The 21,594-nt window shown below is 75.3% G+C and carries 20 protein-coding genes; 15 read left to right on the top strand and 5 right to left on the bottom strand.

Annotated elements, in window-relative coordinates:
- The coding region (locus tag AOK09_RS02180) for a CAP family protein (RefSeq protein WP_055585371.1) at positions 1–660 on the bottom strand (660 nt) is incomplete at its 3' end.
- 284 nt (positions 661–944) lie between these two features.
- On the opposite strand from AOK09_RS02180, the gene AOK09_RS02175 reads away from it, so the two are divergent.
- Positions 945–2,111 carry a PP2C family protein-serine/threonine phosphatase gene (locus tag AOK09_RS02175; RefSeq protein ID WP_055585370.1) on the top strand — a complete coding sequence of 389 codons (1,167 nt, stop codon included), beginning with the start codon at positions 945–947 and terminating at the stop codon, positions 2,109–2,111.
- A gap of 97 nt (positions 2,112–2,208) precedes the next feature.
- A complete protein-coding gene (locus AOK09_RS02170) occupies positions 2,209–2,646 on the top strand; it encodes a DUF2267 domain-containing protein (protein ID WP_055585369.1) in 438 nt (145 codons plus the stop codon).
- A 26-nt stretch (positions 2,647–2,672) separates the two neighbouring features.
- Here AOK09_RS02170 and AOK09_RS02165 read toward each other — a convergent pair whose 3' ends face one another.
- The gene (locus AOK09_RS02165) at positions 2,673–4,100 is read right to left on the bottom strand and encodes a lipase maturation factor family protein (protein ID WP_055585368.1); all 1,428 of its coding nucleotides are present in this window, start codon (positions 4,098–4,100) and stop codon (positions 2,673–2,675) included.
- Positions 4,101–4,158: 58 nt separating this feature from the next.
- Here AOK09_RS02165 and AOK09_RS02160 point away from each other — a divergent pair, with 58 nt between their 5' ends.
- The 3 genes from AOK09_RS02160 to AOK09_RS02150 all read left to right on the top strand — a co-directional run bounded on the left by AOK09_RS02160 (position 4,159) and on the right by AOK09_RS02150 (position 6,684).
- Entirely contained in the window at positions 4,159–4,596 is a 438-nt protein-coding gene (locus tag AOK09_RS02160; protein ID WP_055585367.1) for an archease, read from the top strand.
- Positions 4,597–4,676: 80 nt separating this feature from the next.
- Positions 4,677–6,089 (top strand): RtcB family protein, encoded by a 1,413-nt coding sequence (locus AOK09_RS02155; RefSeq protein WP_055585366.1) that lies wholly within the window; start codon positions 4,677–4,679, stop codon positions 6,087–6,089.
- A gap of 157 nt (positions 6,090–6,246) precedes the next feature.
- Complete coding sequence (locus tag AOK09_RS02150) at positions 6,247–6,684, top strand: SRPBCC family protein (RefSeq protein WP_055585365.1); 438 nt, start codon at positions 6,247–6,249, stop codon at positions 6,682–6,684.
- Positions 6,685–6,694: 10 nt separating this feature from the next.
- Here the strand turns inward: AOK09_RS02150 and AOK09_RS02145 are convergent, their stop codons facing one another.
- The gene (locus AOK09_RS02145) at positions 6,695–9,508 is read right to left on the bottom strand and encodes an AfsR/SARP family transcriptional regulator (RefSeq protein WP_063795809.1); all 2,814 of its coding nucleotides are present in this window, start codon (positions 9,506–9,508) and stop codon (positions 6,695–6,697) included.
- Positions 9,509–9,915: 407 nt separating this feature from the next.
- On the opposite strand from AOK09_RS02145, the gene AOK09_RS02140 reads away from it, so the two are divergent.
- The 8 genes from AOK09_RS02140 to AOK09_RS38720 all read left to right on the top strand — a co-directional run bounded on the left by AOK09_RS02140 (position 9,916) and on the right by AOK09_RS38720 (position 16,300).
- A complete protein-coding gene (locus tag AOK09_RS02140) occupies positions 9,916–10,257 on the top strand; it encodes a hypothetical protein (RefSeq protein WP_157875769.1) in 342 nt (113 codons plus the stop codon).
- 561 nt (positions 10,258–10,818) lie between these two features.
- Entirely contained in the window at positions 10,819–11,253 is a 435-nt protein-coding gene (locus AOK09_RS43370) for a chaplin (RefSeq protein ID WP_063795808.1), read from the top strand.
- A 193-nt stretch (positions 11,254–11,446) separates the two neighbouring features.
- On the top strand, positions 11,447–12,388 hold the full coding sequence (locus AOK09_RS02130) for a LysR family transcriptional regulator (protein WP_055585363.1): 942 nt from the start codon (positions 11,447–11,449) through the stop codon (positions 12,386–12,388).
- A 146-nt stretch (positions 12,389–12,534) separates the two neighbouring features.
- Positions 12,535–13,239, top strand: a complete 705-nt coding sequence (locus AOK09_RS02125) for a response regulator transcription factor (RefSeq protein WP_055585362.1) — start codon at positions 12,535–12,537, stop codon at positions 13,237–13,239.
- A complete protein-coding gene (locus AOK09_RS02120; protein ID WP_055585361.1) occupies positions 13,236–14,732 on the top strand; it encodes a sensor histidine kinase in 1,497 nt (498 codons plus the stop codon). Before AOK09_RS02125 ends, AOK09_RS02120 begins: the two co-directional genes overlap by 4 nt.
- Before the next feature lie 55 nt (positions 14,733–14,787).
- On the top strand, positions 14,788–15,207 hold the full coding sequence (locus AOK09_RS02115; RefSeq protein WP_055585360.1) for a hypothetical protein: 420 nt from the start codon (positions 14,788–14,790) through the stop codon (positions 15,205–15,207).
- Positions 15,208–15,212: 5 nt separating this feature from the next.
- Positions 15,213–15,437 (top strand): hypothetical protein, encoded by a 225-nt coding sequence (locus AOK09_RS40675; RefSeq protein WP_245687074.1) that lies wholly within the window; start codon positions 15,213–15,215, stop codon positions 15,435–15,437.
- Between the two features lie 119 nt (positions 15,438–15,556).
- Positions 15,557–16,300: a hypothetical protein gene (locus tag AOK09_RS38720; protein WP_055585358.1), complete on the top strand. Its 744-nt coding sequence runs from the start codon at positions 15,557–15,559 to the stop codon at positions 16,298–16,300.
- A 267-nt stretch (positions 16,301–16,567) separates the two neighbouring features.
- Here the strand turns inward: AOK09_RS38720 and AOK09_RS02100 are convergent, their stop codons facing one another.
- Positions 16,568–17,923, bottom strand: a complete 1,356-nt coding sequence (locus tag AOK09_RS02100; protein ID WP_055585357.1) for an FAD-dependent oxidoreductase — start codon at positions 17,921–17,923, stop codon at positions 16,568–16,570.
- Positions 17,924–18,254: 331 nt separating this feature from the next.
- Between AOK09_RS02100 and AOK09_RS02095 the strand changes: the two genes are divergently transcribed.
- Positions 18,255–18,560, top strand: a complete 306-nt coding sequence (locus AOK09_RS02095; RefSeq protein ID WP_245687073.1) for a hypothetical protein — start codon at positions 18,255–18,257, stop codon at positions 18,558–18,560.
- A gap of 229 nt (positions 18,561–18,789) precedes the next feature.
- Here the strand turns inward: AOK09_RS02095 and AOK09_RS02090 are convergent, their stop codons facing one another.
- Positions 18,790–20,088: an ROK family transcriptional regulator gene (locus AOK09_RS02090; protein ID WP_055585356.1), complete on the bottom strand. Its 1,299-nt coding sequence runs from the start codon at positions 20,086–20,088 to the stop codon at positions 18,790–18,792.
- Positions 20,089–20,487: 399 nt separating this feature from the next.
- On the opposite strand from AOK09_RS02090, the gene AOK09_RS02085 reads away from it, so the two are divergent.
- Positions 20,488–21,333 carry a class I SAM-dependent methyltransferase gene (locus tag AOK09_RS02085; RefSeq protein WP_055585355.1) on the top strand — a complete coding sequence of 282 codons (846 nt, stop codon included), beginning with the start codon at positions 20,488–20,490 and terminating at the stop codon, positions 21,331–21,333.
- Positions 21,334–21,594: the final 261 nt, after the last annotated feature.

Raw genomic sequence — 21,594 nt, 5'->3', positions numbered from 1 at the left:
GGCAAGCCGGGCGCGGGCGCCGCCGGTGCCGGGCCCCGCGACGCCCGCGCCCGGCTTGCCCGTACCGGGCCGCGGAGCGGTCCCCTTGCCCGGCCGGACCGGGCCGGGCACGGCCGGCCGGACGTTGCGCGCGTACTCCCCGGGGATGTTCCCCGGGCCGCGGAAGAGGAAGACGATGTAGGTCTCGTACCAGTGGGCGCCCCGCCCCGACACCCGGGCCGCACCCAGCCGTGTGCTGGCCCGCCAGACCAGCTGGGTGAACCGCGAGGTGCCGCGGCCGCCCCCGGGGTGGGCGAAGTCGTAGTTCCGGGCCTCCTGGTACCAGGAGGACACCGCGTCCTGTGCGCTGCGCCTCGCCGGCAGTGAGGACGCACCCCAGTAGAGGTTCTCGCCCGTGCCCGGGTGGGCGCCCCCGTGGACGCCGTGGAGGCCCTCCTGCCGGGAGAGGTCGTGGGCGCGGGCGGCGGCCCAGCCGGACAGCCGGCGGTCCAAGGTGAGCGGTGGGGCGTGGTGCCGGGCGCGCACCGCGTTCACCGCGCGCAGCGCCTCGGTGAGGAACTGCTGGTCGGTGGTGTCGGGGAGGGCGGGCCGCGCGGGCGCGGGCACGCCCGCCACCGCGACCAGGGCCGCGGCCGCCGCCAGCAGTCCGAGCTTCTTCATCCGGTGACCTCCAGGGTGTGGGCCGCGCCCCGAGGGCGAGGACGGGCGGGTGCAGTCCACCGCACCGCCGCCCCGCGGGCCCGCGATTGGTCCGAGTGGCGGCGTGCCTGCTCTGATCGGCGGCGTGCCTGGTCCGACTGGCTGCGTGCCCGCCGGGGGCGGTTCGCTCATCCCTTCGGGGTACCTGCGCAGGCGGTGGGCAGGCGAGGTGCACCAGGATCGGAGGGGACGCCCCGTACGGTGCCCGGGGCGGGCGGCGCCGAGGAGCAGGGAGGGCGGAGCTGGTGCGAGCCACCTTCCGGTCGCGGCGCGGAGCGGCGTCGCAGCCGCCGCCCCGCCGGGGACCGACGCTGCAGCTCGTGGTGGCGGCGGTGCTGGGCGTGACCGCGGTGGTGCTGGGCGTCGGGGCGCTGAGCGGTATCGACGTACGGCTCGCGCCGTTGCTGATCTTCCTTCCCGCCTTCGCCGCCATCTTCGGCACCGTCACCCAGACGGTGCTGGCCGCGGTGTGGGCGACCCTCGCCATCGGGGTGTCGCTCAACCATCTGCCCGAGCACAGCGTGACCGAGACGGTGCTGGGGTTCGTGTTCTGCGCGGTGCTGGGCGGGTTCAGTGTGGAGGCCTGCCGGCGCCGCATCCACCGTGAGACCGAGCTGGGGCGGCTGCGGTCCACCGCCGCCGCCCTGCAGCGGGAGATCCTGCACCCGCTGCCGCTGGTCACCGATCGGCTGCTGGTGGGCGGCCTGTACCGGCCCCTCGAGAGCGACCGGCTGGTCGGCGGGGACATCTACGAGGCGGTGGCGTCCCCGTACGGCAGCCGGGTGCTGATCGGCGATGTGCAGGGCAAGGGCCTGCAGGCGATCGGGGCGGGGTTCGCGGTGCTGGGGGCCTTCCGCGAGGCCGCACACCGCGAACCGACCCTCACCGCGGTGGTGACGGCCATGGAGGACGCGGTGGTCCGGCACAATCTCTTCGCCAGCCGGGAGGGCGAGCACGAACGGTTCGTCACCGCGCTGGTGCTCGGCGTCGGCGAGCAGGCGTCCTGCCAGGTGATCAACTGCGGGCACATCCCGCCGCAGCTGCTGGACGACTCGGGGGCACGGTCGGTCGACCTCGGCGAACCCGGGGTGCCGCTGGGCTTGGAGAGCCTGTCTCCCGATCCGCGGACCGTCGGCTGGTTCGACTTCCCGGCCGGCTCGTCACTGCTGCTCTGCACCGACGGGGTCACCGAGGCCAGGGACCGCAGGGGCACCTTCTACCCGCTCGGCGAGCGGCTGGCCGGGTGGTCCGGGCTGAACGCCAACGAGCTGACCCGGACGCTCCGCGCCGACCTCGACAGCTTCACCTCCGGTGAGCAGCGCGACGACGTCGCCGTCCTGGTGATCCGGCGGATCGGAGCGGAGGCCGGCCGGGGGGAGCCGGACGGGTCCCCGGCGGTCCGCCCGGAGTGACGGGCCGCCGCGTGGGGTGATCCGAGTTTTGGCGCCGCGCCGCTGGACACGCGACCCCTGAGACTGTGCGCAGCTCCACGACGGGAGGCCGGGCATCATGCATCTCGACGCGTTCATCGACCAGGTCCGCACACGGGGGGAGCTTCCCGACCGGAAGGCCGCGAAGCGGGCGGTGCTGGCCACCCTGGAGACCCTGGCGGAGCGGGTGCCGGTCGGCCTCGCCGAGCATGTGGCGGCGCAGCTGCCCCCGGAGATCGCCCGGCCGATGGTGGGGGTGGCCGTGTCGCACGGCTCCTCCCGGGAGGACCGCAGAAAGGGCGAGCGCTTCGACCTGACGACCTTCGCCGGGCGGATCGCCTGGCGGGCGGGCACCACCGAGGAGGTCGCGCTGCGTGACGCGGGCGCGGTGCTGGACGTCCTGGACGCGTCCCTGTCGCCGGAGCTGATGCAGAAGCTGGGCCATGTGCTTCCGCACGACATCCGGGAGCTGCTGCCGGAGGCGCGGCAGCAGGACACCGAGACGACGTCCGCCTGACCGCCCGGGCCGCCGGACGCGCCCGGTCAGCGGGCGGCGCGCACCGGCGGCAGCAGTTCGCCGACCGGCTCCCGGTGCCACCAGGCGCCGGTGCGGCGCAGCTCCCGCCAGTCGGTGAAGCGGTAGCGGAACAGCCGGGCGCGGACCAGCGCCGGCGGTGCGTCGGGGAACGGGTTGGTACGCAGCAGCCGCAGCGTGGCCGGGTCGTTCTCCAGGAGCCTGGCGACCAGCGGGCCGAGCCAGGGTCGGGCGTAGGCCGGGGAGATCCCCGCAAACCACATCAGCCAGTCCAGCCGCAGATGGTAGGGCGCGAACTGGCGGGGCAGCCGCCGGGGGTCGCCGGGCTTGCCCTTGAAGCCGTACTCCCGCCACACCGTGTCGGCGGTCGGCCGGGCGCTGGCGGTGCCCTCCAGGACCACCTCGTGACGCACCCGTCCGACGCTGCCGAACGCCCCGTAGGTGTTGACCAGGTGGACGGTGTTGAAGGAGCAGTTCATCAGCTGCCGGTGGGAGAGCATGTTGCGCACCGGCCAGTAGCTCAGCCACACCACCAGCGCGGTGGCGGCGAGCACCACGCCCTGGAACCAGCCCGGCGCGGCGGCCTGGTGCGGGGCGGCGGGCAGCCCCAGCAGCCCGGCGGCACGGGTGCCGTCGACCGCGGAGAAGGCCAGCACGATGGTCAGCCAGTTGAGCCACGCGAAGTTGCCGGAGAGCACCAGCCACAGCTGGGTGGCGATCACCAGACAGGCCGCGGCGGTCGCCGCGGGCTGCGGCAGCAGCAGCACCACGGGGGCGACCAGCTGGGCGACATGGTTGGCGGCGGTCTCCACCCGGTGCAGCGGCCTCGGCAGGTGGTGGAAGAACCAGCTGAGCGGTCCGGGCATCGGCTGGGTCTCGTGGTGGTAGTAGAGGCAGGTCAGATCACGCCAGCAGCGGTCGCCGCGCATCTTGATCAACCCGGCGCCGAACTCCACCCGGAACAGCAGCCAGCGCAGCAGCCAGAGCACCAGCACGGGGGGCGCCGTCCGGGCGTTGCCCAGGAAGACCGCCAGAAAACCCGCCTCCAGCAGCAGCGACTCCCAGCCGAAGGCGTACCAGGTCTGCCCCACGTTGACGATCGACAGATAGAGCACCCACAGCACCGCCCACAGGCCCATCGACGCCCCCAGCGGCACCAGGTCCGCGGCCCCCGCGACCACCGCGGCCGAGAGGGCCGCGCCCGACCAGGCGACGGCGGCGAAGAAGCGGTCGGAGTAGTGCAGCTGGAAGATGCCGGGGGAGCGGCGGAACGGCGTCCGGGCCAGGAACCGGGGCACCGGCAGCAGCCCCCGCTCACCGATCAGCGGCCGGAACTGGTTGGCCGCGACCAGGAAGCCGACCAGGTAGAGCGCGGCCAGCGCCCGTTGCAGCACCAGCCTGCTCAGCCAGTAGTCCGCGTCGGAGAACCACTCCACGCCGCACACCTACCCGACCGGCCGCCGCCCACAACCGGACGGCGCAGGAAGGAGCCCGATGACCGAGCGACCCGGCCGGCCCGCAGCCGGCCACCGCAGTCTCCCGCACACCGCGGACAGCCGGATCGAGGCCTGGGCGCCCGACCGGGAGCGCTGCCTCGCCGAGGCGGTGACCGGGCTGGTGGGCAGCTTCTCCGAGGTCCCCGCGACCGCCGAGCGGCGCACCGCCACCGTCCGTCTGGAACCGGCGCCCGACCAGGACCTGCTGGTGGAGCTGCTGGAGGAGGTGGTCTACCGGCTGGACGCCCAGGGCGAACTGCCCGCCTCCGTCCGGCTGGCGGCGCTTCCCGGCGGCGGGCTGGAGGCCCGGCTGGAGATGGTCCGCGCCGACGCGGCGCAGGCCGTGGGGGCCGTGCCGAAGGCGGTGTCGCTGCACGGGCTGGAACTGGTCCGGGACGGCTGCGGCTGGCGGTGCGCCTTCACCGTCGACGTCTGACGCCAGGTAGGGGGATGGACGCCTGATATACGGCAGTCCGTCCGTTTCGCCGGCGGTGGGCCGGGTACCGCCAGAGCGTCATGGACGTGAGCCGGACCGGCCCCTACGAGCTCAGGGTCGAGCAGCAGGGCGCGATGCGCGTGCCCGGGGTGGTGTATGCCACCCGGTCACTGCTCAGCGACGCGGGGCAGTCGCTGGAGCAGGTGCGCAATGTGGCCACCCTGCCGGGCATCGTGCAGGCCTCGTACGCCATGCCGGACATCCACTGGGGGTACGGCTTCCCCATCGGCGGCGTCGCGGCCACCGACCCCGCGCAGGGCGGTGTGGTCTCCCCGGGCGGGGTCGGGTTCGACATCTCCTGCGGCGTGCGGCTGCTCGCCGCCGACCTCTCGGCCGGGGAACTCGCCCCCCACCTCGGGCGGCTGATGGACGCCCTGGACCCGGTCGTGCCCCGCGGGATGACCCGCGGCGCCGTCTGGGACCTGCACCAGCCCGGCGAACTGCGGGGCATCCTGCTCGCCGGCTCCCGCCACGCCGTGGAACGCGGCCATGGGGAGCCCCGCGACCTGGACCGCTGCGAGGACGGCGGCGCGGTGGACGGGGCCGACCCCGGCCAGGTGAGCGAACGGGCCCTGGAACGGGGCCTGCACCAGGTGGGCAGCCTCGGCTCGGGCAACCACTTCCTGGAGGTGCAGCAGGTGGAGACCGTCCATGACACCGCCACCGCCGAGGCGTTCGGTCTGCGCCCCGGCCAGGTGTGCGTCATGATCCACTGCGGTTCGCGCGGGCTGGGCCACCAGATCTGCACCGACCATGTGCGCCGCATGGAGCAGCGGATGCCGCACCACGGCATCAGGGTGCCGGACCGGCAGCTGGCCTGCGCCCCCGTGGAGTCCGCGGAGGGACGGGCGTACCTGGGCGCCATGGCCGCCGCCGCCAACTACGGCCGGGCCAACCGCCAACTGCTCGCCGACGCCGCCAGACAGGTCTTCGCCCAGCTGCTCGGCGCCCGCCTGGAGCTGGTCTACGACATCTCGCACAACCTCGCCAAGCTGGAGGAGCACGACGTCGACGGTGTGCCACGGCTGCTCTGCGTCCACCGCAAGGGCGCCACCAGGGCGCTGCCGCCGGGCCACCGCGACCTGCCGCCGGACCTGCGCGACCACGGGCAGCCGGTGCTGATCCCCGGCACCATGGGCACCGCCTCCCATGTGCTCACCGGCGTCCCGGGCGGCCGGGCCTTCCACTCCACCTGCCACGGGGCCGGGCGGCTGCAGAGCCGCCACCAGGCGGCCCGCGGAGTCAGCGGGCGGGAGCTGCGGGACCGGATGGAGGCCGGAGGCATCGCGGTACGGCCGTCCTCCTGGCGCGGGCTGGCGGAGGAGCACCCGGGCGCCTACAAGGACGTCGACGCCGTGGTGGAGGCGGCCGAGGGCGCGGGGCTCTGCCGCCGGGTGGTCCGGCTGACCCCGCTGGGCGTCGTCAAGGGCTAGCGTCCCTCACCCGGGCCGGCGTCCCTCACCTGGGCCGGCGTCCCGTACCCGTGCCCCTGCCGGGCGGCGGCCCGCGGCCGGACCGTACGGCGGACCGGCGGGCGCGCCGGGCCGTGCGCCCGGGCGGAAACCGCCGGGCCGGTCCTAAGCTCGGGGCATGGCACCGTTCCGACTGCAGCGCCGGTCGCCGCTGTCCGCCGGGCAGGCATGGCAGCGCGTCACCGACTGGCAGCGGCAGGGCCGCCAGGTGCCGCTGACGCGGATCACGGTGACGCCCCCGCCGCCGTCGCGGGTGGGCACCATGGTGGTGGCCCGCACCGCGCTGGGCCGGGCCGGCTTCGACGACCCGATGGAGATCGTGCTCTGGGAGCCCCCCGACGGCGGCCGGCCGGGCCGCTGCCGACTGGAGAAGCGGGGCCGTGCGGTCCTCGGCTGGGCCGAGATCGAGGTGGTCCCGGACGGGGACGGCTCCGTGGTGCGCTGGTGCGAGGACCTGCGGGTGCGCCACCTTCCCGGGCTCCTCGACGGGCCGACCCGCTGGTCCGGCCGGCTGGTCTTCGGACGCGCCCTGAGGCGGCTGCTGGCGGACGGCTGAGCCCGGCGGCTCAGCGGTGGTCCGGCAGGGCGGGGACGGTGGGCGCGTCCAGCTCGCGGAGCAGCGCACGGACCCCGTCCGCCTCGGGACGGTCGAGCGCGCACCACACCGCCAGCGACTCATCGAGGTGACGGCGGGCCTCGTCCGGTCGGCCCAGCGCGATCATCGCCCGGCCGAGGTCCGCGAGGACCTCGGCCTCGTTCACCCGGCTGCCGACCGTCCTGGTGAGCGGCAGCGCCTCCCGCAGCCGCAACAGCGCGCTGCCGTAGTCGCGCAGATGCAGCTGCACCGAGCCGATGTTGGCCAGCGCCATGGCCACGCCGGCGCCGTGCTCCAGCTCGCGCCAGACCACCAGGGCGGCGTGGTGGTGGCGCAGCGCCTCCTCGTGGTTGCCCAGACGGTGCTCGCAGTTGCCGATGTTGGTCAGCGCGGTGCCCTCGGTGGCCCGCTCCCCGGTCCTGCGGGCCAGCGCCAGAGCGTGCCGGGCCTGGTCGCGGCTCTCCTCGTAGCGCCCCTGGTGCTCGGCGACCACGGCGAGGTTGCCCAGCGCGGACAGCTCCCCGGGGACGTCCCCCAGCTCCCGGTGGATGCGCAGCTTGGCGGTGAGGCTGCGCTCCGCGTCCTCGAAGCGGCGGGTACGCCAGGCCAGGGCGCCCTCGGAGTTCAGCAGATGGGTCTGCGCCACCAGGTCGCCCAGCAGAAGCGCGCTGCGCATGCCCAGCTCGTTGACGGTACGCCACTCGTCGTACCGGCCGTTGGACATGTAGCGGCGCCAGCACAGCGCGGGCAGCTGCCACGCCGGCTGGTGCAGTCCGTGGGCGGCCGCGGCCCGGGTGGCGGCCAGCAGGGTGGGGAGCTCGCGCTCGCACCACCGCAGGGCCTCGGTGTCGGAGACGAAGCGCAGCGCCGGGTGGGCCGGGTCGGCGGGCGCCACATCGGGCCGGCCCGACCCGGGGAGCAGGATCTCGTCCGCCGCGGTCAGGGTCACCAGGCACCAGTGAGCCAGCCGCCGTACCGCCTCGCGCCGCTCCTCCTCCGTCTCCTCCTCCGCCGCCCGCTCCGCGGCGTGGACCCGCAGCAGGTCGTGCAGCCGGTAGCGGCCCGGGTGCGGGCTGTCCAGCAGGCAGGCGTCGACCAGGAGCTCCAGGACGTCCTCGGTGTCGCGGGGTGTCAGTCCCAGCAGCGCCGCGGCCGCGTCGAGCCCCAGGTCCGGGCTCTCCACCAGTCCCAGCAGACGGAACGCCCGCGCCGGGTCGGTGCCCGCGGCCGTCGCCCGCAGGCCGCGGTAGCTCACCTGGAAACTGGCCCGCACCGCGATGTCGTCGACCCGTAGTTCGTCCAGCCGCCGCTGCTCGTCCGCCAGCCGCTCGGCCAGCGCGGACACCGGCCAGGAGGGGCGTCCGGCCAGCCGGGCCGCCGCGATCCGCAGGGCCAGCGGCAGCCCCGCGCAGCACGCCAGGACCGCGGCTGTCGCCTCCGGCTCGGCGGCGGTGCGTTCCACGCCCACCACCGCGGCGAACAGGGCCAGGGCGTCCGCGTCGTCCAGCACCTCCAGGTGGAGATGGGCGGCACCGGCCAGACCGGGCAGTCTGCGCCGGCTGGTCACCAGCACACCGCAGCCCCCGGCCGGGAGAAGGGGCCGGACCTGGGCGGCGTCGCGGGCGTTGTCCAGCACCAGCAGCAGCCGCCGTCCGGCGGTGAGCGTCCGCCAGCGGACGGCGCGGGCCTCCTCGTCCTGGGGGATCTGCCCGTCGGGCACCCCGAGGTCGCTCAGGAAGCGGGCCAGCACCTCGGAGGGGGCCGGCGGCTTCGGTGTCACGCCCTGGAGGTCCACATACAGCTGTCCGTCGGGGAACCGCGCCGCCAGGCGGTGCCCGGCGTGGACGGCCAGGGTGGTCTTGCCGATCCCGGCGGTGCCGGACACCGCCGAGATCACCACGGCGCGCGCGGCGCCGTCCCCGGCGGCGGGGGTCAGCAGCGCCTCCAGCCGCCGGACGTCGTCCACGCGCCCGGTGAAGTCGCCGAGGTCGGCGGGCAGCTGCGCGGGAACCGGAAGTGGTGGCTGCGGCTGCCCGGCGGCCTCGGGCTCCGCCTCGGCCAGCACCTCCTGGTGGGCCTGCCGCACCGCCGGGCCCGGCTCCACGCCCAGCTCGTCCACCAGGGCGCGACGCAGCCGCTGATGCACCTCCAGCGCCTCGGCCCGGCGTCCGGTGCGGTGCAGCGCCAGCATCAGCTGCCGGTGGAAGGCCTCGCGCAGGGGATGCTCGGCGGTCCAGTGGGCCAGCTCGGGGACGAGGCCGTCGTGGCGGCCCAGCTGCAGATCGGCTTCGAAGCGCCACTCCAGGGCCTGGAGGTGGGCCTCGACCAGCTGCTGGATCCGCGGCTCGGCATCGGGGAGGGCCGGCACCTCGGCCAGGGGCCGGCCCCGCCACAGTGCCAGCGCGGCGGCGGTCTCCCGGCCGACGGTGTCCCACTCCTGCCGCCGCAGTGCGGCGCGCGCCCGGTCCAGATGGCCGTCGAAGACCTCGGCGTCCAGTTCGCCCGGGCCGGTGCGCAGCACATAGCCGTCCGGGGTGGAGGACAGCCGCTCCTCGCCGTCCGGCCCGAGCAGCCGGCGCAGCCGGGAGATGTGGTTGTGCAGGGAGGCGGTGGCGGTGGCGGGCGGCCGCTCACCCCACAGGGCGCTGCGCAGGGTGTCCACCGGGACCGGCTGGTTGGCCCGGAGCAGCAGTGAGGCCAGCAGGACCCGCCCCTTGGGCGAGGTCACGCCCGAAGCGGTGGCGCCGTCGGAGACGGTCAGGGGTCCGAGGAGGCCGAAACGCATCCCATTGCCCTTCCGCGAGCAGCATCGACCGGTGGGTCCGGCCAAGACGGGAAAATCCGTTGATCGGATGTTAGCGGTCTGTTGGTGCGGCCCGTCATGCTCGTCCTGCCGTCGCGGTCCGGTGGGCTCCCTCCCGCCGGGCCGACGGGGGAACGGCACACCGAAGGCATCGCCCGTGGAACGGGGAGACGGGCGACGCCTTCGGACAGCCCCGGGAAGGGCCGGGCACCGGCTGCCGCTCACCGCCGTCCGGCCCTCCCGTGGACCTCCTCCGCCCCCTGGTGCGCCTCGTGCGCCCTCCGGGGCCCGGCAGCCGCCGTACCCGTCCGGTCCGGCAGGTGGGGGGAGTGGCAGCGCCCGTACGGGGCAGGAGAAGGGTGCGGCTCCGGCCCGGCGTGGAGGGCACGATGACCCTGACCAGCAAGGAGAGGCGGATCCTCTCCGACATCGAGGACCATCTGGTGCGGGAATCCCCCCGACTGGACGCGGTGCTGACCGGGCGCGGCCGTGCCGAGCGCCACCGGGTGGCGCAGGCCGCGGCGGTCCTGGCCAGGCACTGCGGGGCACTGCTGCTGACCGCCCTGCTGGCGGCGGTCGCCGGGATCGGGGTGGGCACGCTCGGTGTCGATCTGCACCGGGGCGCCATGGCGCTGGCGGGGGTCGCGCTGCTGGGTGTGGCGGCGGCGACCGCGGTGGTCGCCGTACTCGCCGGGGCGCTGGGCGCCGGGGAGGACCGGACCGGACGCTGAGCGGCCGCCGTCCCCCGAGCCCGGTGTGTGGCCGGCCGGACGCGGACGGCGAGCTGCGTCCCCGGGCCGGGCATGCGCTTGCGACGGCGCGGCATCGTGTGCATCATGCGCACCACATCGGTGCCGAAGACGCCCCCAGCGGCCCGCGGCCGGGGCGTTCGGGAACGGCCGGCGCCGGGCCCGTTGCGGGGGCGGGTTGCGGGGACCGATCAGGCCGGAGGTGCGGGCGCCGCGCGGTCTGCGGGCGCCGGGCAGGGCGGTCCGGGCGCCACCGGCATGCGCGACCGGCGGCGCCCGGGGATCGGTCCCGGTGCCTGAGGGACACCGTAGGCACGGCTGCCCCCGGCGCGCGTCCACGCTCGGCCGACCGGCCCAACCAGGCCGCCCCGTAAGGCGTTGAGCACGCGTGAAACGGGTCTGCGGGGGTGGTCCGGGCCCGGCCCGTGCTCCGTCCGTGGGCACTTGGAGGGCCGGGCGGGTGAGCACTCGGGCCGAGGGTGTCCGGGCACCCCCGGCGCGGTTAGGAGAGCTTGCAATCTCTCTCACCCGAGGAGCTTCGAAATGAACATGATCAAGAAGGCCGCCGTGCTGGCCACCCTCACCGGATGCCTGGGTGCCGCCGGGGCCGGGGTCGCGAGCGCCTCCGGCGCCGAGGGCGCAGCCGTCGGCTCGCCCGGTGTGCTCTCCGGCAATGTCGTCCAGGTGCCGATCACCATCCCGATCAACATCTGCGGCAACAGCATCAACATCCTTGCCCTGCTCAACCCCTCCGGTGGCACCGTCTGCGTCAACGCCGAGGAGCGGGGCCGCAATGTGCGCGGCTTCGGTCACGAGCGCTTCGGCCGTGGCGGCGGTGGCGGCCGGGAGAGCTTCGGCGGCGGTGGCGGCGGCCGTGGCCGGGAGAACTTCGGTCGTGGCGACGAGGGCCGTGGCCGCGGTGACAACGGGCGTGGCGACGAGGGCCGTGGTCGTGGCAACGACCGCGACGACTTCTGAGGCACTGACAGGGGCTGACACCCGACGGTGACACGGCCGGCCTCCGCCACGGGCGGCGGCCGACGGCGCACCGAACGGCAGGAAGGTGCCCGGACCCCGAACGGGGTCCGGGCACCTCCGCGCTGTACGACCCGGCCGGCCGGAGGGGACGGGGGTTCCGGGCCCGCTCGGCGCAGGGCCTACGATCGACCGGATGACGCCCAGCCGGCCTGACGCATCGACAGAGCGTTCCGCAAGGCTCGACCTGACACAGTTACGTACCTTCCTCGCCGTCCACCGGGCCGGGTCCTTCACTGCCGCGGCCCGGCTGCTCGGCCTCTCCCAACCGACCGTCACCGCCCAGATCCGCGCGCTGGAGCGGCAACTGGGCCGGGAGCTGTTCCAGCGGCGGCCCCACGGGGTGACCGCGACCGCGGTGGCGGACGAACTGGCCGCCGAGGTGGCCGGACCGCTGGACGCGCTGGAGACCGTCACCGACCGCGGCCGCCCCGGCACCGAGGTCCCCGCCGAGCCGGTGCACCTCGCGGGGCCGGCCGAGATGCTCTGCGTCCGCGCGCTGCCCGCCCTCGCCCCGCTGGTCGAGCAGGGCGTCAGGCTCCGGATCACCAGCGGACTCAGCGACGACCTGCTCGCCGGGCTGCGGGCCGCCCGGTACGACCTGGTGATCTCCACCGTCCGGCCGCGCGGCCGCACCCTGACCGCAGCGCCGCTGGCGGACGAGGAGTTCGTCCTGGTGGCCTCCCCCGACTGGGCCGGACGCATCGGACCGGAGCGCGTCGCCGCCCTGGGACCCGCCGCACTGCACGGCGTCCCGCTGGTCACCTATGCCGAGGACCTGCCGATCGCCCGCCGCTACTGGCGGCACGTCTTCGGGGTGCGGCTGACCGGCCCGGCCGCCGTGGTCGTCCCCGACCTGCGCGGAGTGCGCTCCGCCGTCGCCGCCGGGGCCGGGATCACCGTACTGCCGCGCTACCTCTGCCTGGACGAGCTCCGCTCCGGCGCACTGGTGCCGCTGCTGGAGCCGGACGACCCGCCCATCAACACCAGCTACCTCGCCGAACGCCCCGGCGCCGCGGGCAACCCGCACCGCACCCTGGTCCGCGACCGGCTGCTGCGGACCGCCCGCGACTGGTGACCGGCCTCCGTACGGCAGGCCGTACCATCGCGGCGACAGAGACGGTGACGGCGACGGTGACGGCGAGGGTGGCCGTGAGGGCGACGGCGGCTGCGGGGGCCGCCGCGGTACCCGGGCGCGGCGCCGGTACGCAGGAGGGAGCGGTGATGCCCGCCATCAGCGGACGGGTCCTGGTGGTCGACGACGACCCGGCCATCCTGCGTTCCCTGCAGCGCGGACTGCGGCTGTCCGGATTCACCGTCACGGCGGCGGCCGGCGGCCGCACCGCACTCGCCGCGCTCCGCGACACCCGGCCCGACGTGGTGGTGCTGGACATCTCCATGCCCGACCTGGACGGCATCGAGGTCTGCCGTGCCCTGCGGGAGCAGGGCGACGACACCCCCGTGCTGATGCTCTCCGCGCTCGACGAGGTCGCGGACCGTGTCGCCGGACTCCAGGCCGGCGGCGACGACTACCTGGTGAAGCCCTTCGCGCTGCAGGAACTGGTGCTGCGGCTGCAGGCGCTGCTCCGCCGCCGCCCGCCCACCGGCACCGGCCTGCTGCGCGCCGGCGGCCTGGAGATCGACCCCGCCGCCCGCCGGGTGCTCCTCCACGGCACCGAACTCGCCCTCACCCGGCGGGAGTTCGCACTGCTGGAGGTGCTGGCCCGCAACGCGGGCATCGTGCTCACCCGGGACCAGCTGCTGGACCGCGTCTGGGGCTACGACTTCGAGGTGCGCAACGACGCCGTGGACACCTTCGTCAGCTATCTGCGCCGCAAGCTGGAGGCCGGAGGGCAGCCGCGGATGCTGCACACCGTGCGCGGAGTCGGCTTCGTGCTGCGTACGGACGACGGGAGGGACACGCCGTGAGGCTCTCCACCCGGACCGCGCTGGCGGTCGGCGCCACCGTCCCCCTGCTGGTGCTGGCCTGCGGACTGCTGCTGCTGCGCCTGGTCGCCTCCGACCTGCACACCCAGCTGGACACCCAGCTGCGGCAGCGGGCCGCCGCCGTCCTGCCGGAGGCGCGGTCACTGCTGCGGGCCACCGCCAACCAGCGCCCGGCCGCCGTGGAACAGGCCCGCCAGCGGCGGCTCTACACGGCCGCCCTGGACGTCGGCGTCCGGCTGGCCGGGCCGCAGGGGAGTGTCGAAGGCGGGCCGCAGCCCGACGACTCCGTCCCGCTGCCGCAGCAGGCCGCCCGGCCCACCACCCTGCGGGCCGGCGGCGCGGGGTGGCGGGTGCTGTCCGTACCGGTCACCGTCACCCGGCCGTCCGCCCAGGGCACCCTGTGGCTGTTCGCGCCCGACACCGCCACCGCTACCCAGCTCCGGCTGGTGCGGCGGCGGGTGCTCACCGTGGCCCTGCTCGCCGCACCGCTGTCGGGCGCGCTGGCCTGGGCCGTCACCGCCCGGGTCAGCAGGCCGCTGCGGCGGCTGCAGCGCCGCACCAGCGGCCTGGACCCCTCCACCAGCGCCGCCCGCCTGGACCACTCGCCGTCCGGGATCACCGAGGTCGACGACCTGGCCCGCACCCTGCAGACCGTCCTCGCCCGCTACGACGAGCAGGCGGCCCGTACCGCCGAGGCGCTCGCCACCGCCCGCTCCTTCTCGGCGGCGGCCTCGCACGAGCTGCGCACCCCGCTGATGAGCATGCAGACCAATCTGGAGATCATCACCGCCCACCCAGGGCTCGCCGGCGCCGACCGGGAGGAGGTCCTCGACGACCTGGCGCGGGAACACGCCCGGCTGCTGGGGCTGCTGGTGATGCTGCGGACCCTGGCCCAGGGCGACCTGGTCGAGGCGGACGCCATGGGCCCGGTCGACCTGGCCGAACCGGTGGACGCGGCCGCCGCCGAACTCCGCCGCCGCCACCCCGAGGCCGTCGTCACCGTACGCGCCGCCACCGGGCTGCGGGTGCACGGCTGGGAACCGGGACTGCGCTCCCTGGTGGACAACCTGCTCGCCAACGCCATCGTCCACGGACGCCCAGAGACGGGGCCGCCCAGGGTCGAGATCACCCTGCGGGCCGGCGGCGACCGGGCGCGCCCGACCGCCGTCCTCACCGTCGACGACCACGGCCCCGGCATCCCCGGCCGGCTGAGGGACGCGGTCTTCCAGCGGTTCCACCGCCGTCCCGGCAGCCCCGGCTCCGGACTCGGCCTGACCCTGGTCGCCCAGCAGATCGCCCTGCACCGGGGGACCGTCACCGTCCAGGACCGGCCGGGCGGCGGCACCCGGTTCGAGGTGCGACTGGCGCTCGCCGCGCAGCTCCCGGGCCCCTCCGGCGAGCCCACGCTGCCCCTGCGCCGGGACTGGCTCACCGCCGCCGCCGTCCCACAGGAATTCCACAAGGACGGCCCCTAACGTCCCCTGCGTACGCACGGGCAGCCGAGCCTGCCCATCCGCGAAGGAGGACATCATGCAGTCCAAGCAGAGGGCCGCTGTCGCCGCCGCAGCCGCCGTCGCCGCCCTGCTGGTGGCGTCGGGCCCCGCCACGGCGGACACCGCGCCGCAGAGCGCGTCCCCGTCCGCCGGCGCCACCGCCCACGCCCCGGGTGACGGCGCCCGGGCGCTGTGCCGCCGGGTGCCCGGGATCGAGAAGCGGATCGACCGCGCCCTGCGCAGGCTCGACGGCAAGGCGGGCCGGCGGGGCTCGGTGGCGCGCCTGGAGAAGCGGGTCCTCGCCGCCAAGCAGGCCGGGCACACGGAGATCGCCACCTATCTGGAGCACCGGCTCACCGTCCGCAAGTCGCTGACGCCCACCCTCCGGCAGCGGCGTGCGGACCTGGCCGAGGTCGCCAAGTGGTGCGGCGCGCACTCCGGTGGGGCCTCCTCATGACCCGCGTGACCAGGACCACGGCGGCCGTGGCCGCCGCCGTGCTGTGCGCGGTGCTGGCGTCCGGCTGCGGCGGAAGCGGCTCCCAGGGCGCCCCGGCGGGCTCAGGGCCGGCGCCCGCGACCAGCGGGCCGTCCACGGACGGCGACCAGCTGACCCATATGCGGCAGCTGGTGGACGCCGCCCAGAGCGCGGCCGACGCCGCCGACTCCGAGGCCTCCGCCGACGGCTGACCGTCGGCTCCCGGCAGCCCCACGGGCTGCCGGGACGGGCCGGTGGCCCGGCCGGGTGTGCAACCGCGCGGCGTCCCACCGCGTGTGAAAGGGCAGTACACCGGATCGAAGGGACGCCGATGAGACCGACTCAGCGCAGCCTGCTGCTGCCGGCCGCCGTACTGGTGGCGCTGGGCGCCGCGGCCTGCACCTCCGCCCCTCGGCAACCGTCCGGACCGGCCTCCGCCGCCCCCTCGGCCTCGGCTCCCCAGGCGTCGGCTCCCCCGGCCACCGCCTCCGGGCCCGCCGCGGAGCCGTCATCCACCGGGAGCGCGGCCACCGCAACGGCGGCGCCGACCGCCTCCACCGGCGCGACGCAGGCCGCCGGGCGTCCCTGGCACCGGGTGGCGCTCGCGGGGGTGTCCTTCGAGATCCCGCCGACCTGGCACCTGATCACCTACGGCACGGACCAGGCCTGCGCGCAGCCCGTGAACAGCGCCGGACTGCCCAGTGTCTTCGGCTGTGCGGGCATCGCGGTGAAGACCGGCCGCATCCGCGGCAGTGAGCAGCGCCTCTACACGGCCGACCAGAACGGCGGCTGGTACACCGCCACCGATGTGCAGCCGTGCCCGGTCGACGGGGCGCCGCCCGGGGGCGACTTCAACGGCATCCGTTTCGGCGCCGGCTCCCGCCCGGTGGAGACCGGACTGCGCCCGGTCGGCAACCGCAAGGCCGACTACGACCGGTGGCAGGCCGGATGCGACAGCGGCTACCGCTTCTCGCCCCAGGGCTGGTACCTGCCGCTCTCCCATGTGCTCTTCCTGGACTACATCGGCCACCCCGAGACCGCCCGTCTGCTGGCCTCGGTGCAGTTCCCCGGCTGAGGGACCGGCCGACCGCAGCCACGCTGCGGCCCGGGGCCGCTGGACGGTCGCGGGGACTGGCCGGGGCCCCCGACGACCGACCGATACCGGGCCCGCACCGGACGGACGGGCCCGGCGTCGCCCGTCTGCACCGACCCCGACGGCCACGGGCTCCTGGTCATGCCGCCGCTGCCGCCACCGGTGGCCTGTGTGGTCGGGGGAGTGCCTCGCGCGGGTGGGTGAGCCGGTTCGCGTGCTGATGTGACGCTCCGTCAACCAAGACCTGGCTCAGCCCTCGGCTACCTCCGGCGCCATCGGCGGCTCGGCAGGTGTCGGCGCGGCCGGGCGGAGGAGGACGGCTCGGGCCACGGGCGGCGCGAACAGGCTCGTCACGGGAGCGCAGAGGCCCAGGACGGAGCGGAAGGAGGCCCCCACCACGGGGTCGCCGGGGTAGCGCTCCAGGACGCGCTGCAGATACCAGTCGGCCACGCGGTCCGCCGGCTTGGAGGCCACGGCGGTGCCCACCGCGCCCGGCATCGAGCGGTCCGCCCCGGCGGAGATGTCCCATGCCTGCCGGGACGCCGCGAGAAGTGCCTTCTGCACGCGCCGCGTCGTGGGGACCCGGCGCCGATCGGCCAGTGTGTCGCGAAGCACGACCGCGCTCATCGCGGCGACGGCCATGCCCTGCCCGTAGACCGGGTTGAAGGTGCACAGGGCGTCACCGGTGGCGAGGAATCCGGCCGGGCGGCCGGGCAGGTCGTAGCGGCGGCGGATGTTCGCGGTCCGCCGGTAGCCGAACGCCGGCGAGATCGGCTCGGCCTCGTCCAGCCAGTCGTGCAGCGGCGGATGCGGCAGCCTCTTCTTGACGTACGACACGAACTGGTCGTCGTCCGTGGGCGGTTCGTCACCGCGCAGCCCAGAGACGATGACCAGGTGGGTGCCGTCCTCCAGGGGCAGCGCACCGCCGGCGTGGACCTGGGCGGGACTGGGGTAGACGTAGTAGCCGTGGGTGGCGTCGGGGAGGCCGCCGCTCCTGCCGCGGTAGACGCGGGAGGCGTAGGCGAGACCCGTGTCGATGGTCTCCTCGTGCGCGGCGACGGCGCCGATCGCCGCCAGCCACTGCTGAGCCTTCGTCCCCCGGCCGGAGGCGTCGACGACCAGGTCGGCCTCGACAGTCCGCTGTTCCCCCCGGGCGTCGTCGGAGCGGTCCCGCAGCAGCACGCCCCGTACGCGCGAGGCGTCACCGAGGAGGCCGACGACCTCGGCCCCCTCCACCGTGTCGATGACCGGGTTCTCGAGGACGCGCCGCCGCAGCAGTTCCTCCAGCTGCGCGCGGGAACCGGTGTAGATGTGCGTCGTCGCGGGCAGCCGCCGGAACCAGCGCCCGTCCTGCTGCTGCACCAGGTCCGAGGGCATGCCCACGCGTGGTGCCCCCGCCGCCCGCAGCTCGGCGAGGAAGCCCGGCAGCAGCGACTCCAGAGCCACCTGCCCGCCCTCCAGCAGGACATGCGGATGCCGGGCCTGCGGCACCCCGGGTCGCGGCCTCGGGCCCTCCGGGAACCGGTCGCGCTCGACCACGGTCACCCGGTCGGCGTGCTCGGCGAGGACGTGCGCCGCGAGCAGCCCTGCGAGGCTCCCGCCCACGACGACCGCATGCCGCGCACCTCGCACGCCGTCCGCGCCAGGACGGCCTGTCTTCCGTGCGAATGTCACTGTTGAGCCCCCGTTGCTTCGTGGTCGGACGACACCAGTATCCCTGGCCGCAAGGACAGTTGGCCGCATTCCGGCCAGGCCCGCCCGGCGCCCACCGTGGCCGGACCACTGTTCGGTTGCTCGCGCCTTCGGCGACCTCGACGCGCGCGAGCGGGCACTGCTGCAGGCCGCGCAGTACATCGCAGAAGGGGAGGCCCGCCGGCGAATCGCGGCGGAGTAGGCTGAGCTCGGGGGCGCGGCAACAGTGGGCCGCTGACGAGCTGTGGACATGGGGATCTCTGGTTTCGAGCCGTCCTTCCTGGTCGGGCTCGAGGCAGTTCGACAGGCGCACGGATCACGTCTGGCGGCGCTCGCCGGTAGGCGGTTGACGGGCTTCGCCGTGGTGCGTTTCGTCGAGGACGGGGACTGGTTCGCCGACTGCCCGGTGGTGCTGGACTTCCACGGCATCCAACGTGAACTCCGCCACTCGAAGTTGGACGAGCTCTTTCGTCGCAAAACCGACAGATTCAGACCAGGGCGACTCCTGAACTCGACCTTCAACCCCCAGGGCTTCGGCGTGATCGTCTGACGTCCGGTTTGTGATCGAGCGAGGCCGAGGACAGCGGGACGCGTGGGCGTTGCGGCGAAGGTCGGCTGCTCTGCGCCCCGGCTGCTCGCAGGGCGGGCTCATCCGGCCGCTGCAGGAGCACAAGTCGATGGGCGAGGCTGCGGACCCTGCCGGGAGGCGGCCGCCCACCACGTTCGGGCAGAGCTCACGCAGCCCCGAGTTCCGGGCCCCGGCGCAGCGACCGTGGCGGTCACCGGGTGGCGCCGGGACCGGGTGGCGGTGCCTCCGGGACGGCGGCCGGGGCGGGCTCGGAGCCGGCGAGGTCGCCGGGGAGGCGGAGGCCGGCGCGGAGGGGGACCAGTTCGGCGCGGAGGATCAGGGTGGCGGCGCCCACCGCCGGGGCGGTGGCGGCCGACTGGGAGAGCCGTACCTCGACGCGGTGGGTGGCGCGGGGGAAGAAGGCCCGGTCCAGCTCCCCCTGGACCACGGGCAGATAGAGCGGGCCGGCCTTGGCGAAGCCGGCGCCGGTGAGGACCAGCAGCTCGAGGTCCATGATGGTGGCGAGGGTCCGGGCAGCCACGGCCAGGCAGCGGGCCGAGTGCTCCAGCAGGGCGAGGGCGCCCGGTTCGCCGCGCCGGGCGGCCCGGGTGACCGCGGCGAAGTCGGCGGCCACGGAGCGGGGTTCGGCGCCGAGGCCGGCGGCTCGGGCGACCTCCCGGTCGGCGCGGGCTGCCGCCACCACCGCCGCGGGACCGGCCATGGCCTCGGTGCAGCCGCGCGCGCCGCACCAGCACTTGGGCCCGTTGATGTCCAGGCAGATGTGGCCCAGTTCGCCGGCGTTGCCGCTGCTGCCGCGGTAGCTGACGCCGCCGACCATCAGCCCCGTGCCGATGCCGGTCCCCATGTGGAGGGCGGCGAAGGTGACGGTGCCCGGTACGCCGCCCGACCAGTGCTCGCCCAGCGCCGCAGCGGTGGCGTCGTTCTCCAGCACCACCGGGAGCCCGGTGGCCGCGGCCAGTGCCCGGTCGAGCGGGAAGTCCTCCCAGTGCCGCATGAACGGAGGGGTGAGCCGCATACCGCTGGTGGGGGCGAGCGGCCCGGGGGAGACCAGCCCCAGGCCCAGCACCCGGTCGCGCCGGACGCCGGCCCCCTCGATCAGTGAGGCGACCTCCCTGGTCATCCGCTCGACCACCCGCTGCGGTGCGCGTGAGCCGACGCCGGACCGGGACATCTGCGCGACCACCGTGCCGCCGAGGTCGACCAGGGCGTAGGTGATCCCGGCGTGGTCCAGATGCACCCCGACGGCGTACCGGGACGACGGGTTGAGCTGGAGCAGCACCCGGCGCTTGCCGCCGGTGGACGCGGCGCGGCCGATCTCCCGGACGAGCCCGTCGTCGATGAGCCGCCGGACCACCGTGGAGATGGTCGCCCCGGTGAAGCCGGTGGCCTGGACGAGCCCGGTGCGGCTGATGGTGCCCGCAGCCCTGATCACATCGAGCACCGCCGACCTGCTGCTTGCGTGCGGCATGCCCTGCGCCGGCCCGCTCACGGTCCCTCCACCTGGTCGAGCGGAGGCCGAGTTTAGGTCTCCGCAGGGCCACGGCCAACCCGGGTCGACCCCCTGCGGTGCTGCCCGGTGAGGCTCCGGCGGTGGCTGTCCGGCCCCTGGCCGGGGGCGGTGCTCCGCGCCTCCCGGGAGGCGCCGGGGCCTCCCTCGGGCCGTCCTGGGCCGCGTGTGTCGGGCCGGGGTTGGTGACGGGTCGCCCTGTTCTCGCCGGTGACGGTCCGGCAGCTCGGGCGGCGGGTTTCAGCCGTGGGGCGAGGTGCGTCGTCGGCCGTGCCCGTGGGGACTCCGCTTGCTCCGTTGCAAGTATGGGCAAGCGCCCATACAGTATGGGCAGATGCCCATACCAGATGTGGACAGAGACCACCGCCGGGAGGCGATCCCATGCGTGCGAGCGTCAACGACCAGCAGGACCAGGCCTGGAACGGCGACGAAGGCCGGCACTGGGCCGACCACCACGAACGCTGGAACGCGGTCAACGGAGAGTTCAACGAACCGCTGCTGCGGGCCGCGGCCATCGCGTCCGGCGACCACGTCCTCGACATCGGCTGCGGCGCGGGCCAGACCACCCGGCTGGCCGCCCGGCACGCCGGGGAGGGCCAGGTGGTCGGGCTGGACCTGTCGCAGGCGGAACTGGACCGGGCACGCGAACTCGCGGCGGCGGAGCAACTGGCCAACGTCCGCTTCGTACGCGGCGACGCCCAGGTCCACCCGCTGCCGTCCGGCGTCTTCGACGCCGCCATCAGCCGCTTCGGCATCATGTTCTTCGCCGATCCGGTGGCCGCCTTCGCCAACGTCGGCCGCTCCCTGCGACCCGGCGGAAGGGTCGCCCTGCTGTGCAAGGCGGACCCCCGCCGCTGCGAGTGGGTGCGGGTGTTCGACGTGCTGCGGCCCTTCTGCCCGGTGCCCGACTTCACGATCGGCGAGCCGGGGATGTTCTCTCTGGCCGACCCGGTGACGATCCGCCGGGTCTTCGGCGACGCGGGATTCGAGCAGGTGGAGACCACCCTGGTGGAGGCGCCGATGACCTTCGGCCGCGACGCGGACGACGCGGCGGGCTTTCTGCTCGGCTCCGGCCCGGTCCGGTTCGTGATGGAGCAGGCGGACCCGGCCGCCGCGGAGCGCGTGCGCGACGCGCTGAGCGAGGCGCTGCGCCCGTACGAGCAGCCGGACGGTGTGCGTCTCAACGGCGCTGCCTGGCTGATCACCGCCGTCCGTCCGTCCTCCTAGACGGCCTCGGCGCCCAGGGGCGCCCCGCACGCCGCCGGGCCGCCGGGCCCCGCCCCGGCCCGGCCTCGGCGGAACGGTCATTCCCGTCCCCGGCGGCACAGCCGCCCCGGGCTATGACCCGCCGTCCGCCGGGGTCGCCCGGAAGACCGTGCAGCGCGGCGCCGCCGCGGCGAAGCTCTCCGGGGCGGCCGAGTCGACCAGGCCGTTCCTGACGAAGGCCGCCACCCCCCGGGGGTTCTGCCGGGGGGTGGCGGCCTTCGT

Source organism: Peterkaempfera griseoplana, from assembly GCF_001418575.1.
Lineage (GTDB): Bacteria > Actinomycetota > Actinomycetes > Streptomycetales > Streptomycetaceae > Peterkaempfera > Peterkaempfera griseoplana.
This window is presented reverse-complemented; position numbering and strand designations above follow the sequence as displayed.

Excerpts from the sequence above, each read along its gene's own strand:
- AOK09_RS02155 (WP_055585366.1), top strand. The coding sequence starts at position 4,677 with ATGGACGTGAGCCGGACCGGCCCCTACGAGCTCAGGGTCGAGCAGCAG.
- AOK09_RS02160 (WP_055585367.1), top strand. The coding sequence starts at position 4,159 with ATGACCGAGCGACCCGGCCGGCCCGCAGCCGGCCACCGCAGTCTCCCG.
- AOK09_RS02115 (WP_055585360.1), top strand. The coding sequence starts at position 14,788 with ATGCAGTCCAAGCAGAGGGCCGCTGTCGCCGCCGCAGCCGCCGTCGCC.
- AOK09_RS02085 (WP_055585355.1), top strand. The coding sequence starts at position 20,488 with ATGCGTGCGAGCGTCAACGACCAGCAGGACCAGGCCTGGAACGGCGAC.
- AOK09_RS02150 (WP_055585365.1), top strand. The coding sequence starts at position 6,247 with ATGGCACCGTTCCGACTGCAGCGCCGGTCGCCGCTGTCCGCCGGGCAG.
- AOK09_RS02125 (WP_055585362.1), top strand. The coding sequence starts at position 12,535 with ATGCCCGCCATCAGCGGACGGGTCCTGGTGGTCGACGACGACCCGGCC.
- AOK09_RS43370 (WP_063795808.1), top strand. The coding sequence starts at position 10,819 with ATGAACATGATCAAGAAGGCCGCCGTGCTGGCCACCCTCACCGGATGC.
- AOK09_RS02145 (WP_063795809.1), bottom strand. The coding sequence starts at position 9,508 with ATGCGTTTCGGCCTCCTCGGACCCCTGACCGTCTCCGACGGCGCCACC.
- AOK09_RS02170 (WP_055585369.1), top strand. The coding sequence starts at position 2,209 with ATGCATCTCGACGCGTTCATCGACCAGGTCCGCACACGGGGGGAGCTT.
- AOK09_RS38720 (WP_055585358.1), top strand. The coding sequence starts at position 15,557 with ATGAGACCGACTCAGCGCAGCCTGCTGCTGCCGGCCGCCGTACTGGTG.
- AOK09_RS02130 (WP_055585363.1), top strand. The coding sequence starts at position 11,447 with ATGACGCCCAGCCGGCCTGACGCATCGACAGAGCGTTCCGCAAGGCTC.
- AOK09_RS02140 (WP_157875769.1), top strand. The coding sequence starts at position 9,916 with ATGACCCTGACCAGCAAGGAGAGGCGGATCCTCTCCGACATCGAGGAC.